This window comes from Candidatus Nitrospira salsa (genome assembly GCF_965152625.1).
This window is the reverse complement of record NZ_CBCUCO010000004.1, coordinates 1-13,284: the sequence shown is the minus strand read 5'-3', so window position 1 is coordinate 13,284 and position 13,284 is coordinate 1. Positions and strand designations below refer to the sequence as shown.

At 45.6% G+C, this 13,284-nt stretch carries 12 protein-coding genes; 8 read left to right on the top strand and 4 right to left on the bottom strand.

The window, feature by feature from the left end:
* Positions 1-54: 54 nt before the first annotated feature.
* Positions 55-1,542 carry a glycine betaine uptake BCCT transporter gene (locus ACWQXP_RS14040; RefSeq protein ID WP_454064710.1) on the bottom strand — a complete coding sequence of 496 codons (1,488 nt, stop codon included), beginning with the start codon at positions 1,540-1,542 and terminating at the stop codon, positions 55-57.
* 383 nt (positions 1,543-1,925) lie between these two features.
* Between ACWQXP_RS14040 and ACWQXP_RS14035 the strand changes: the two genes are divergently transcribed.
* Complete coding sequence (locus tag ACWQXP_RS14035) at positions 1,926-3,578, top strand: glycine/sarcosine N-methyltransferase (protein WP_454063511.1); 1,653 nt, start codon at positions 1,926-1,928, stop codon at positions 3,576-3,578.
* 289 nt (positions 3,579-3,867) lie between these two features.
* Here the strand turns inward: ACWQXP_RS14035 and ACWQXP_RS14030 are convergent, their stop codons facing one another.
* From ACWQXP_RS14030 to ACWQXP_RS14020, 3 genes are read right to left on the bottom strand one after another with little or no spacing between them, the layout of a single operon-like run.
* On the bottom strand, positions 3,868-5,250 hold the full coding sequence (locus ACWQXP_RS14030) for a HEAT repeat domain-containing protein (protein ID WP_454063510.1): 1,383 nt from the start codon (positions 5,248-5,250) through the stop codon (positions 3,868-3,870).
* Positions 5,251-5,282: 32 nt separating this feature from the next.
* Positions 5,283-5,690, bottom strand: coding sequence for a hypothetical protein (locus ACWQXP_RS14025; RefSeq protein WP_454063509.1), 408 nt, complete (start codon positions 5,688-5,690; stop codon positions 5,283-5,285).
* A gap of 37 nt (positions 5,691-5,727) precedes the next feature.
* Entirely contained in the window at positions 5,728-6,777 is a 1,050-nt protein-coding gene (locus ACWQXP_RS14020) for an alkaline phosphatase family protein (RefSeq protein WP_454063508.1), read from the bottom strand.
* 235 nt (positions 6,778-7,012) lie between these two features.
* Between ACWQXP_RS14020 and ACWQXP_RS14015 the strand changes: the two genes are divergently transcribed.
* The 7 genes from ACWQXP_RS14015 to ACWQXP_RS13985 all read left to right on the top strand — a co-directional run.
* The gene (locus ACWQXP_RS14015) at positions 7,013-8,278 is read left to right on the top strand and encodes a hypothetical protein (protein ID WP_454063507.1); all 1,266 of its coding nucleotides are present in this window, start codon (positions 7,013-7,015) and stop codon (positions 8,276-8,278) included.
* A gap of 440 nt (positions 8,279-8,718) precedes the next feature.
* Positions 8,719-9,882 (top strand): Re/Si-specific NAD(P)(+) transhydrogenase subunit alpha, encoded by a 1,164-nt coding sequence (locus ACWQXP_RS14010; RefSeq protein ID WP_454063506.1) that lies wholly within the window; start codon positions 8,719-8,721, stop codon positions 9,880-9,882.
* Positions 9,883-9,908: 26 nt separating this feature from the next.
* Positions 9,909-10,187, top strand: a complete 279-nt coding sequence (locus tag ACWQXP_RS14005) for an NAD(P) transhydrogenase subunit alpha (RefSeq protein ID WP_454063505.1) — start codon at positions 9,909-9,911, stop codon at positions 10,185-10,187.
* 44 nt (positions 10,188-10,231) lie between these two features.
* Positions 10,232-11,620: an NAD(P)(+) transhydrogenase (Re/Si-specific) subunit beta gene (locus tag ACWQXP_RS14000; RefSeq protein ID WP_454063504.1), complete on the top strand. Its 1,389-nt coding sequence runs from the start codon at positions 10,232-10,234 to the stop codon at positions 11,618-11,620.
* Positions 11,621-11,764: 144 nt separating this feature from the next.
* Positions 11,765-11,959, top strand: coding sequence for a 30S ribosomal protein S21 (gene rpsU, locus ACWQXP_RS13995; RefSeq protein WP_447970159.1), 195 nt, complete (start codon positions 11,765-11,767; stop codon positions 11,957-11,959).
* 97 nt (positions 11,960-12,056) lie between these two features.
* Positions 12,057-12,716, top strand: coding sequence for an endonuclease III domain-containing protein (locus tag ACWQXP_RS13990; protein WP_454063503.1), 660 nt, complete (start codon positions 12,057-12,059; stop codon positions 12,714-12,716).
* Positions 12,717-13,185: 469 nt separating this feature from the next.
* Positions 13,186-13,284: twin-arginine translocation signal domain-containing protein (locus ACWQXP_RS13985; RefSeq protein WP_454064709.1), on the top strand; the 99-nt coding region annotated here is incomplete at its 3' end.

Here is a 13,284-nt window from a genome sequence, read left to right as displayed (position 1 = left end):
TAGCACAGGGTTTTTTGGGGGGTCAACTGAATACACGGTACGGGGTAGGAGGAGTTAGTGAGTCGGTAAGGCTTCTTGTTTAAAGGATTTTAAGAGGGAGAGAATCATCAGAACAATGATAATGGCGAACGGAAAGGCCGAAATAATGGCCCCTGTTTGAAGAGCTTTGAGGCCTCCGGACCATAGTAAGACGGCAGCGGAAACAGACTGAATGATTCCCCAGGTGAATTTAATGTGATTAGGAGGATTCAGACTGCCATGGGTCGTTAAGGTCCCGAGGACAAAAGTGGCCGAGTCAGCTGATGTGATAAAAAATGTTCCGATAAGGAAAATGGCAATCATCGACATCAGGGTTCCTAGAGGGAATTGTTCTAAAACCGTAAACAAGGCAACCTCAATACCGTTTTTATCGATCGTTTCTCTGATTGGTACGTGGTCGAACAATTCGAGTGAAATTGTGGTTCCGCCAAAGACGGAAAACCAAAAGGCACAGAAGAGCGTCGGAACGAGAAGGACGCCAAGGACAAATTCACGAACGGTACGGCCTTTGGAGATACGGGCAATAAACGTCCCGACAAACGGTGCCCAGGCGATCCACCAGGCCCAATAAAACAGGGTCCAGTCGTGAATCCACGTCGAATCGGTCAGCGGGGCTAAGTTGAGGCTCATGGTAGGTAAGTTTTGAAGATAGTTTCCGATTCCCGAAGAAAAGATCTCCATAATAAACCTTGTTGGTCCAAGAAAAAGGAGAAAACAAAGCAGTGTTGAAGCCAGTGCCATGTTTAAATTACTTAAATACCTGATGCCGCGCTGTAATCCTGTTTGCGCTGAGATCATATAGAGGATAGTGACGATTCCGATTATTGTCAGCTGAGTTTCCAGTGTATTCGGTGTTCCGAAGAGATAGGAAAGCCCACCACTGATTTGCACAGCACCAAACCCTAACGATGTGGCCACGCCAAAGACTGTGGCAAATACGGCAATGACGTCTATCGCATTCCCGAGTGCTCCATCAGCCTGTTTGCCGAGAATTGGTTTGCAGCTGAGGCTAATGAGTCCAGGGACACCTTTTCGAAATTGAAAATAGGCCAGGACTAACGCCACCATGGTGTAAATGCCCCAGGGATGGAGGCCCCAATGAAAGAAGCTATATCGTATCGCCATTCGAGCGGCTTCAGGTGTGTTGGGGTGCCCTGTGGGGGGATTGTGAAGATGGGAATTCGGTTCTGCAACTCCCCAAAAGACTAGCCCAATACCCATTCCCGCACAGAAGAGCATGGCAAACCACGTAAGAAGCGGAAATTCAGGTTTGGCTCCATCCGGCCCAAGGGGGATGTTTCCGTATCGTGAGAAAATGAGAGAAAAAGCTGCTAGTAAGAATGTCGAGGCAGCAAGGACATAGAACCATCCAAAGGCATCAAGGAGAGATTTTTGAGCCGCACCAGTCACCTCCGCAAGATGGCTTGGAGCAAAAGTTCCCCAACTAAGGAATGAGAGAGCGAGGAGTAGGGAGATTTTGAAGACAGGAGTCGTGGCTTGCATATTCATGAAGTTCGCCCTTGGGGATAGCACAAATGATGACTGTGAACAAGCAAAAGCAACAGAAATTGGCTAGTGAGTCGCTAAGGACACAGCTCTGTTGTCAGGTATTTACCAAAACTAACACCAGAGAAATCATGGTCAAGAATTTGCGCGTTCATTCGTGACATAGATTTGTAAATACTTATTTTTATTATAAGTATTGGCTAAGGACTGGATTGATGAAAATGAAAAGGGTTGCGGGAATGCGTCAGAACTCGTTAGACTGTGGCCAGAATTTAGGGGCTTCCTGCGACTCGTAGGAGCGCAAGGAGTCCCTTCGCTATTTTGCCTCTTTCCCACATACTTGCCTAATTCATAGGCAAAAGCTAATAGGAGTTCCATCCATGGCCAAAGAACAGCAATACGGCGACAACCCAATCGCTCAGCGGAAAACGGATCAATATAAAAAAGAGTATGTCCAAGGTTTTGTCCAGAAATGGGATGCTCTAATTGATTGGGAGGCTCGAGCCTCAAGTGAAGGCGACTTTTTCATACGAATTCTCCAGGAGCGTGGGGTCAAGCGAGTCCTAGACGTGGCCACAGGGACTGGATTTCATTCCATACGGCTGCTTCGTGCAGGGTTTGACGTGACTAGTGCTGATGGTAGCCCCGAAATGTTGGCTCAAGCCTTTGAAAATGCGAATCAGGCTGGATTTATCATGCGAACCGTTCATGCGGATTGGCGATGGCTAAGCCGTGATATACACAATAAGTTCGATGCGGTGATTTGTTTAGGGAACTCCTTGACGCATCTCTTTTCCGAGCAGGACCGTCGTAAAGCCTTAGCCGAATTTTATACGGCTCTCACGCATGATGGCGTTCTTATTCTTGATCAGCGCAACTATGATGGGATTTTGGATAACGGCTTTACTTCGAAGCATGTGTATTATTACTGCGGCGATAATGTGAGCGCGAAGCCAGAATATGTTGACGAAGGTCTTGCGCGATTCGAATATCAATTCCCAGATGGCTCGCAATATCACCTCAATATGTATCCGCTTCGAAAAGAATATACTCGTCGTCTTATGCATGAAGTAGGATTTCAGCAAATTAAAACGTACGGGGATTTTCAAGAAACACATAAAGTGGAAGATCCAGATTTTTTTGTGCATGTTGCGGAAAAACTGTATAGAAATGAGGACCGGACACAAAGCACGGTCCAATCAAATGCCTACTCACAAGCTGTTGATACGGCAAGAGATTATTATAATAGTTCAGATGCTGACCGGTTTTATGCCACCATCTGGGGCGGAGAAGATATTCATGTTGGTCTCTACGAAAAGGATGGCGATACGATTTCAGAGGCGAGTCGGCGAACCGTCGAAAAAATGGCATCCTTAGTTTTAGGTATAGATCAAAAAAGTCGAGTGCTTGATATTGGTTCTGGGTATGGTGGATCTGCGCGTTTTTTAGCCAAAACCTACGGCTGTCAAGTCGGGTGCCTGAATTTAAGCGAAATACAAAATAAGCGAAATCGTGAGCTCAATAACATACAGGGTATGAGTCTTACCATTAACGTGGTTGATGGAAGTTTTGAGGATATTCCACTACCTGACGGGTCTGTTGATGTTGTTTGGTCCCAGGATGCGATTCTCCACAGTGGGGACAGAAAGCGTGTCATAGAAGAAGTTGTTCGGGTCTTAGCAAAGGGTGGTCAATTTATCTTTACCGACCCGATGCAGAGTGAAGGCTGTCCAGCATCTTCATTGAAGCCAATTTTAGATCGTATTCATCTCGACTCTCTAGGTTCGATTCCGTATTATCGAGCCATTGCAACAGAGTTGGGCCTAAAAGAGGTCCAGATTGTAGACCTCTCTGAACAATTAGCCAACCATTACGGTCGAGTTCTCAAAGAAGTCAATGCAAATCGCAATACGCTTATTCAGGTCTGTAGTGAAGAGTATGTTGAGAAAATGAAGGAAGGGTTGCAGCACTGGATTGATGGTGGAAATGCTGGGCACCTTACGTGGGGAATTCTCCATTTTCAGAAGGTATAGTATTCAAAGAAGCATAAAGAGAAAACGCCCTCTCACGTTTTGTGAGAGGGCGTTTTTTTATATGGGAACAGCCTCTATAGCCGTTTCAGTTATACCGAATCGCTAGAATACCAAATTGCTAAATTTTGATATTCACTACGTCATAAGATCAATTGCTGTTGCTGTGAGAAATTCCATGCGGGTATAACCTTCCAATATTTGAAAGTGAGTCATTGCGCGGGGTTAGTTGATATGCCCAGCTGGAGCTTATTTGGATTCGCTATAAACGTACGACCCATGCAAGGGAAGGTTATCGTTCTATTTTGAGATCTTTAGCGGGTTTCGCAAAATCTCCAGATGTTCCAAAGCGTCCCTCTAAGCCTAAAACATTTGATGTATCTGTATATTCAGGGTCTTGCGATGATTCTTTCTCTTCCACATCAGGCTCCCACCCTAACTTCTCAAGCGTTTCACGTACAACATTTTTAAGTGCGCCGGATGCGGTCATTCGGGTTGAAGCAAAGGCGAGGACTCGTTCGCTCTCTTTGCCGACCTTTGAGAGATCAGGGTCATGTAAAAAGGAAACGAGAGGTTCTATGGCATTATCTCCAATAAGGACGAGGGATGCGGCAGCATAGTCACGTAAGACAATATCTTTAAGAAGTAAAATCAAATCAGGAATAACTTTCGGATGGCGGAAATGCCCTAAGGCTGTTGCGGCAGCCTCTTTAATGAGTTGGTCTTCACTAATAATGCATCCCGGCGTTGGCCTGCCTTCTTGATGAATACCTTTGCCTTTCAGAGCATCAAGTACGGCTGGAAGGGCACGCGGATCGCCAATCATGCCGAGTGAAGCAATCGCATGTCGTTTGACCGTCCCGTCTTTCATAGTTTCAAGTAAGCCGTCGACTGCAGTAGGGTCCCCAATATTGCCTAGGGCAATGGTGGCATCTTCTCGAACAGCTCGATCTGGGTCTTTGAGTAGCTCAATCAAAGCCTCAACGACACGGCTTTCTTTGACCCAGGCCCGGCCTATTTGATAGTCGGTCGTCATACCGCCAAGCGCTCGCACACCATGGCAGCGCACGACAAAATGTGGATCCTTGAGGGTTTCAATCAACGCTCCAACTGATGGTGCGCCAATTTTGACTAATGCTGTTCCAGCCGTTTCTCGAACAATCTTTGATGTGTCTTTGAAAAGTTTGATAAGTGGAGGAATACCTTGGGGGTCGCCGATTTTCCCTAACGCTTCTGCAGCCGCACTCTTCACGGCTCCGTCGCGATCCCGACAGGCTAGGGTCAGTCCTTTTATGGCTTGAATGTCTTTAATTTCTCCGAGTACTTTTGCCGCCTGTTCCCGCACTCTCCATCTCGTGTCCTTAAGACACGTTAATAATTGTGGGGAAACTGATTGACCAATTGAGGCCATGGCTTGGACAGCCTCACTCTGAACTTCCATCATATTGTCATTAAACAAAGTGATGAGTCCATCGATGGCATTGGGTCCCCCAATTTTGGCGAGTGCCCATCCTATTTGGACTCGGACAGCCCAATAGTCATCTTCAATGGCTGCCAAGAGCGGCTCAAGGGTCGCAGGGTCACCCAGTGTTGCAAGCGCTTTGGCCGCTTCTTCGCGAGTGACATCATCAACGTCTTCTAGAGCTTCAAGCCAATCTTGCGCGGTCTGTGTCATCGTGATTCCTTTTATATCGTTACGGAGATTTGTCAGTAATAATCAGGGTCTTGCGGGTAAGGCTGGGTGTGGCTGCATGTCACTGTCAGCTTTTGGGTTCCTCGACCTTGTACACATTGATCAAGTGACTTGTCGTAATCTAAGGTGCCTGACAATGTGACTTTGAAGAAGAAACTAAAAGTGTAGGTTCCAAATTGATATTTTCCGGGTTTGAGTTCAAGGGTTTTGACTTCTTCAGTCGAATACGCGACGTTACTTGCCGGATCCATAATCGAAATGAGCGGTGTAATACCTGGGACCTGCCACTTGGTAGGTGGATGAAGTGCGCTTGGATCAACCGTCATGGTGAATTTTCGAAGTAAAGGATTCGTCGGTTCCGATGCCAACCCTACTGAGCTGATAAAAAGACAGCTTGCTACGAGCAGGACAGAAATGCTCACGATACCCGATCGTGACAATCGATGAGAATGAGTGATTTTAATATAGGCCTTCAAGTTCATTTTCCGTTGTTCGGTGTTCAGGTATGGTTTCAAAAATTTCATCAACTGCATGACTCTCCCACTCGGTATGGGTTTTGAGCCCAAGGGCATATAAAATAGTGGCTCCTGTATCTAGTAGCGAAACGGGGCTTTCAATGGTGTAGCCCTTTTTTACATTTACACCGGAAACGATCCATGGAACAGTATGGCTGAGGGCTTCCGACGCACTTGTTTTTTGGGGACTGCCGTTCTTCCCTGGGCTTGATGATATTCCTGCATTTAAGCTTGTCACGAGAAACATGGTTTTATCTAAGGCCTGAAGTTCTTGGTAGTTTTCTTGAATTTTCCCAATAGCCTTGTCAATTTCACGAATTGAGGTTTTATACGCATCAGAATCCCATCCATGCTTTTGCCCGCTTCTGGAAGCTGTTGGCATGTGAACCAATAGCAAATTGGGAACAGCAATCAGTCGAAACCCATGTCCTTTATCGCTCGTCACTTTCTTCAAGTAGTCGCGAATGTAAATCGAAATGGTATTCGGATTACAGAGGGGTTTTGCAATACCGCATGTCTGCGAGTCGACGTAAATTTCCGGACGCGAAAGCTGGTAAAAACGTTCATCCATAAAAAAGACCGCGCTGTCTCGTCCGCCGGCAAGATCCATATAATCAAATACCGTTGGAGCGCGAAGAAACGAGCGGGCGAAGTCGTACTCTTCCCAATCTGAAGTAATCCGATGTTTGCTGATTGGAAGTCCTGTGAGGAGCGAAGCCATCGTTGGAACGGTCAACGGCGGAGTCAGAGACTCTGCCGACCATGTAACAGCTCCTTCGTTGGCAAGCGACTCCAGCGTGGGCATTGCGCCTGATTGCACGGCATCCTTGTTAATGCCTTCTAACACAACCAAGATCACATGATCGGGTTGTTTGGCTTCTATCGGAGAAAGAACGTTTGTGATTGTGAGGAGAAAAGCGGTAAAGGCCCAGGAAAGCTTATAGATTGTTGGTCGATACTGAGCGGAAAGCGTTAAGAAAGTCTTGAAGTTCATGACTCATTCATCCAGAAAGAAAAAATGTATGGAATTATGACGGAAAACTCTCAACCTTAGCATGTGAATTTTCAAGCGGTCAACTGACTGTAAGGCTGGTAAACAGGACGATGATCTCAGGGAGAATTTCCTTATCTGGACTGAGAAATCGTTGTCTCCCCATTGCGTAGAAACGTCTGTTCAGGTTAAGAGAGAACGCTGATACTTATGATACCTATCGTGAAGGACGAGTCCTATGCCGCAAGATAATAATTTTCAACATGCCAAGTATTCTCGCTCTAATCCTGGAGAGCGAGTTGCATACCCGGTGTTTCACGAAGGTGAATGCTACGAGAGCCCTGAGTGGTGTGTCTCTATGGGACAGATGGCAAAACGAATAAGTGAGTCCGGTGTTCGGGGCATGCTATTTGTGAGTGGGCTTCCCTATGACGATCTCTTTGGCGTTGGCCGCCTTGATGAAGTGGGTGGACTCAAGCGAGGGTATTCCAGAGGAATTCCCGGGATTGAATCGTTACTCACTCTTCTTCGACCGGCTTCCAATCAGATTGTGAGCGCAAGTGATACTCTGAAGCCTCCCTTGACGAATTCCCCGGAGGTGCAGAAGGCTGTCGATCTGATCGCGAAGGATGTTGGGAACTTTTCTTCAGAGTCTGTAGCTATATTTCAACAAGCTATTGATCAGTGTGATCAAAAAGAAAGCCGTTTGCGTCTTGGTCGTTACGTCTGGTCAAGCCAAAACCATCATTTTGGTCGAGTCAAAGCGGCATTTGCTCTCATCGAATTTCTTGACCACTGGGCTCAAGAGCTTTCTTTGTTGGCCAACGAACGGCTTGTGGTCCATGCGCACGGCCATGCGGGGCAGGTTCTGAGTCTTGTCTCGAATTTAATTGCCCCAGGTGAATCATCAAATCGCCAAATATTATTTCAGGTTCTCGCCGCCCATTATGAACGGACACAGGATGCAGAAGTCAGAACTGACCGGCTTGAAACACTGTATCGCAAGCTGACGGAACAGCCGTTTCTGGGCGGAGCCGTGTTAGATGTCGTGACGTACGGCACACCGGTACGCGGTGGTTGGGAGGTCGAAGGGCTTGGCCATTTACTGCATTTTGTGAACCACCGGCCTGTGAGAGCTGATGGGAAGCAGTGGTTAGCAAAAATGGAATTGCCGCAGATTGCCTGGGAGCTTCCATTGGTCTCGGGAGGAGATTATGTTCAACAGTTAGCTGTGGCGGGAACAGATATCGTCCCTGAATTGCCGCAAGATGAACTCGTTAACCAAGAATTAGGTGAAATCGTCGAACCGTATGATGGTTTCGAGCGGTGGTTGGAATGTGCTCGTCGTGGGACCCGATGTCAGAATGATGGAAAATGTTTCTTGGTAGATTATCAAGTCGATGGGGAAGCCTCACCGCGGGCACATTTATACGGGCATGCTTGCTATACAGAGAAGCGGGCGATGTTATTCAATACCTCAGAGCTTGTTAATCAATTGTGTTAAAACAGGGAGACCCTGCTCACTTTATCGATGAACCCTGCGTTACCGCTATTTTCTTATTTTGTCAGAAAATAATAAATAGGCATGCTAAGAATTATTAATAAAAACAATAGCTTATATGTATTAGACCAATTGAACTATTAGAGAACAGTCTAAAGACACATTGATTCTTACGAAAACCCTATGGTATCCCTACGTTCTTTGTCTGACGGGTCAATAACTATAGCTTATACAATTAATTTCCATTTGTTAGTGATTAAAGACTGCCGCCGCGTAAAAAGGACGTATCAAATGTCGGAAGATTATACCCGCTTGGATTTACTGGCAATGATTGACGTTTTATCTTACGTATTGGATATCAACATTGTGCAAGTTGACGCTTTATCGTTTCGGTATAACTGAAACGGCTATAGGTCAAACGATAACGATATGGTGCATTTCTTATGATTGTTGGCGTTCCAAAAGAATCTTACCCAGGCGAGCATCGAGTTGCCTTAGTTCCAGGCGTTCTAGAATCTCTGAAAAAGATTGATCTCGAGGTCTTGGTTGAAAAAGGGGCTGGCGAAGAAGCTGGTTATCCTGATTCAGCCTTCACAGATAAAGGTGGAAAGATTGCCGAGACTCGTGCTCAAGTCTTTGAGGCCGCTGACTTTATTGTCCAATTGCGATTATTGGGAGCCAATCCTGATCAGGGCCAGAATGATCTGTCTTTGATTCGGACCGGACAAATGATCATTGGTATGGCCGAAGCGTTAACCGAGCCACAATCTGTGAAAGCTCTCGGTGAGCGTGGTGCATTGGTCTTTGCCATGGAGTTGATGCCTCGAATTACCAGAGCCCAGAGCATGGACGTCTTGTCTGCAATGGGCACAGTCGCAGGATATAAGGCGGTGATCTTAGCCGCAAACTCTCTTCCCAAAATGTTTCCAATGCTGATGACGGCTGCAGGGACTGTTACCCCTGCCAGAGTGCTGATCATTGGCGCTGGCGTTGCAGGGCTGCAGGCCATTTCTATGGCACGTCGGTTGGGGGCCGCGGTTGAAGCTTATGACATTCGGCCTGCCGTAAAGGAACAGATCCTTAGTCTTGGGGCTAAATTTGTTGAATTACCAATTGAAACCAAAGATGCAGAGGATAAGGGTGGGTATGCAAAGGTTCAGGATGAAGCCTTTTACCAAAAGCAACGAGAATTATTGGCTCGAGTGATCGCTTCGAGTGACGTCGTGATTTCCACCGCCGCTGTCCCTGGGAAAAAAGCTCCAGTGCTTGTGACGGCTGATATGGTGGCGGGTATGAGCCCTGGATCAGTCATTGTGGACCTAGCAGCTGAACGAGGTGGAAATTGTGAGTTGACGAAGCCTGGTCAGGTTATTGTGGCAAATGGCGTTACGATACATGGACCGGAAAACTTGACAAGCACGGTTCCCTTCCATGCGAGCCAAATGTATGCGAAAAATATTGCAACCTTTTTACAGCATCTTGTGAAAAAAGGTGAATTGAAGATTGATATGGATGATGAGATCACAAAAGGGACGTTACTGACCCGTGATGGTGAAGTCATTCATCAACACGTTCGAGAAGCGCTAGGTCTATCCGTTAGTTCTTAAATCAAATAGGTAAGGGGTTTCGTACGATGGAAATGTTCATCATGGCTTTCACAATTTTCGTGCTCGCCATCTTCGTGGGATTCGAAATTATTACGAAAATCCCACCGACTCTTCATACACCTTTGATGTCAGGGTCGAATGCCATTTCAGGAATTACGCTGGTCGGAGCTGTCCTGTCGGCCGGTGAACAAGTCACGACTCTCACCACAATTTTAGGCGTTTTGGCGGTTATTTTTGCGACGATTAATGTTGTTGGTGGTTTTATGGTCACTAATCGTATGCTTTCAATGTTTAAAAAGAAATAGTACGCGAAACGTTTTTGTGAATAATAAGGAATAATCTACATCTCATGTCTGGCGTCCTCATCAATATTGGCTACTTGATTGCTTCTGTCCTCTTTATTTTAGGGTTGAAAGGACTCACCCATCCTCGTACGGCGGTCCGTGGAAACCTTCTTGGTGCCACAGGAATGTTCGTTGCCGTTGTCTTAACACTCGCCAATCAGCGAATCGTTAGTTATGAAATGATTTTGCTAGGGATTGTGATTGGCGGAGCAATTGGAGCTGTTCTTGCGATAAAAATTCAGATGACCGAAATGCCTGAACTGGTGGCATTATTTAATGGATTTGGTGGGATCGCCTCGGTTTTGGTGGCTGGAGCCGCATTATTTGAAAGTGCGCAGGGAACAGATGTTCCTATCATTCAGTTAACAATTGCTATTGCCGCATCTGGGCTTATAGGAGCGGTGACATTTTGGGGAAGTCTCGTTGCATTTGGAAAATTAAAAGGCCTGGTCAATGAAAATGCCTTTTTGTTTTCCGGACAACAAGTCATCAATGCGGTGCTTGCCCTAGTGACGTTGTCGTTTGCTGTGTGGGTAGTAGTCGATCCAACAAGTTATGTGGCCTACTGGGGTCTTGTTGGTACCGCGTCGATTCTCGGCGTCTCGCTGGTCATGCCGATTGGTGGTGCTGACATGCCTGTTGTTGTGGCGTTGTTGAACTCATATTCTGGTTTGGCGGCGGCGGCAAATGGTTTTGTTCTGTCGAATAACGTGTTGATTATCACTGGGTCGTTAGTGGGCGCATCTGGCCTGATTTTGACACAGATCATGTGTAAGGCCATGAACCGGTCGTTGACAAATGTTTTATTCGGTGTACTAGCTCCAGTTGGCGGTGGACCGAGCGCTGATGATGTGTATGCAGGAAAAGTTAAATCAGCTTCCCCGGAAGAAGTGGCATTGCTTTTCGACGCGGCTCGCCGTGTTGTGATCGTCCCTGGATACGGAATGGCCGTATCTCAGGCTCAGCATCCTGTCGCAAGCTTGGCCGCTCTTCTTGAAAGTCGCGGTGTAACCGTGGAGTATGCGATTCATCCAGTTGCTGGACGAATGCCTGGTCATATGAATGTACTTCTTGCCGAGGCCGACGTACCGTATGAATCGCTAAAAGACATGGATGAAATTAATGAAACCTTTGACCAGGTTGATGTGGCCTTAGTCATTGGAGCGAATGATGTCGTCAATCCAGTGGCACGTACTGATCCTTCTAGTCCAATAGCTGGAATGCCAATTATTGATGTCGATAAAGCCAAGACCGTTGTGGTAATCAAACGAAGTCTCAGCCCTGGTTTTGCTGGTATTCCAAACCCGCTTTTTGCCCTCGATAATTCGTTGATGATGTTCGGTGACGGTAAGAAAATGGTTCAGGATATGGTTGCATCGCTAAAAGATAGCTGAGCGTTATTTATTAGTCTAAGTTATTGAAAAGTAAGGATTTATTTAATTTTTTAAAATTAAGATTTGACTCTTGCTAGGGTCATGATGGCGTGGTAAAGTAAGGTCCTTGGTTATTAAACTTTAAGAAAAATTAAGGCTGAAATCATGGAAGTCAGAGTCATTAACAACAATGTCGAGAAAGCTCTCAAAGTCGCAAAAAAGAAATTAGCCGCCGATGGTCTCTTTAGAGAATTAAAAGCCCGAAGATTTTATCAAAAACCAAGTGTGAAACGAAAAGCCAAAGAACGCGAAGCTGCGAGACGTCGTCAAAAGTGGTTATCAAAGCACCGAGTTTTTTAAGTTCTATTTTTTCTTTCCAGGTATTTTTACCTAATATACTTCCTGCTACTCCTTTTTCCTCTAGTTTTTTACTCTAAATCTCGAAATCTGTTCCATAATGACAGATCAAGATATCCACGCTGTCGTACGTATTGTGATGCAGGAAGTGCGGCAGTGGCCTGCGGCACTCTTAGGAGAACTGGCTGCAGCCTCGGCTTCTCCATTTCAAATATTAATTGCCTGTGTGCTAAGTCTTAGGACAAAAGATCAAACCACAGAAGAGGCTGCACGTCGCCTTTTCTCTCTCGCAAGTACTCCTACTCAGATGAATCAGCTGAAGTTGGCAGCGCTCGAACAGGCTATATATCCTGTGGGTTTTTATCGCACGAAATCAAAGCAAATTCTTGAAATTTGTCAAAGACTTATCACTGTTTATCAAGGGAATGTTCCAGATTCGATTGAGGAGTTACTCACACTTAATGGAGTCGGACGAAAAACGGCAAATCTCGTCGTGACGGTCGGTTTTAGTAAGCCTGGTATCTGTGTTGATATACATGTTCATCGTATTTGTAATCGATGGGGATACACGAGAACTCAAAACCCAAAAGAAACAGAATTGATGTTAAGAAAAAAGCTCCCTCGTCGTTACTGGATACACTTCAATGATCTCCTCGTGCGATTTGGACAAAATCTCTGCAGGCCCACTTCACCTCTCTGCCGTAGCTGTCTTCTCTATGAAAAATATTGTGACAGAGTTGGTGCAACCTCTTTTCGATAGTACAAGACCCCACCCACATCTCCATTTCCATCATTAAAATAGTCTGTAACATGCATGTTTATGAATGTTACGAAGTTCTTCCGATGTTACCTTTTCGTATCATTTTCGATTTTTGTAAGTTGTTTATTTTATTGCTATTTTTTTGAGTCCTGTTAATTTAAAATAATTTCATTACTAAAACTCCACGTTAGCTAATTTTATTTTGATTAGATTTCCATTGAATGGATAATAGGTATTTCCATATTTATCAAATGTTTATGAGTTTATTTTCAAGTAATTTTGAGATGGACCGGATATTGCTCACTCAATGAACAGGTTATATTAGCCGTGATAATTCGATGTTCACATGCAACGTATTGAAATGAAAAGTAAAACTACAAAGGAGGTGATAACTCGTTCAAGGTTTATCGTGAGAGATGCAGTATCACTTGGGCCGAATGTTCGGTCGTTAATTTAGGAGGTGCATGCAATGTTTCTTTCTAGACGGCAATTTTTAAAAGTCTCAGCGGGCACGGTGGCCGCGGTGGCATTGGCGGATAAGGCATTAGCCTTAACGGCCTTGCAGCCG

What these genes read in the sequence shown, in the direction of transcription:
- ACWQXP_RS14040 (WP_454064710.1), bottom strand. Translation starts at nt 1,542, where the DNA reads ATGCAAGCCACGACTCCTGTCTTCAAAATCTCCCTACTCCTCGCTCTC.
- ACWQXP_RS14035 (WP_454063511.1), top strand. Translation starts at nt 1,926, where the DNA reads ATGGCCAAAGAACAGCAATACGGCGACAACCCAATCGCTCAGCGGAAA.
- ACWQXP_RS14030 (WP_454063510.1), bottom strand. Translation starts at nt 5,250, where the DNA reads ATGACACAGACCGCGCAAGATTGGCTTGAAGCTCTAGAAGACGTTGAT.
- ACWQXP_RS14020 (WP_454063508.1), bottom strand. Translation starts at nt 6,777, where the DNA reads ATGAACTTCAAGACTTTCTTAACGCTTTCCGCTCAGTATCGACCAACA.
- ACWQXP_RS14015 (WP_454063507.1), top strand. Translation starts at nt 7,013, where the DNA reads ATGCCGCAAGATAATAATTTTCAACATGCCAAGTATTCTCGCTCTAAT.
- ACWQXP_RS14010 (WP_454063506.1), top strand. Translation starts at nt 8,719, where the DNA reads ATGATTGTTGGCGTTCCAAAAGAATCTTACCCAGGCGAGCATCGAGTT.
- ACWQXP_RS14005 (WP_454063505.1), top strand. Translation starts at nt 9,909, where the DNA reads ATGGAAATGTTCATCATGGCTTTCACAATTTTCGTGCTCGCCATCTTC.
- ACWQXP_RS14000 (WP_454063504.1), top strand. Translation starts at nt 10,232, where the DNA reads ATGTCTGGCGTCCTCATCAATATTGGCTACTTGATTGCTTCTGTCCTC.
- rpsU (WP_447970159.1), top strand. Translation starts at nt 11,765, where the DNA reads ATGGAAGTCAGAGTCATTAACAACAATGTCGAGAAAGCTCTCAAAGTC.
- ACWQXP_RS13990 (WP_454063503.1), top strand. Translation starts at nt 12,057, where the DNA reads ATGACAGATCAAGATATCCACGCTGTCGTACGTATTGTGATGCAGGAA.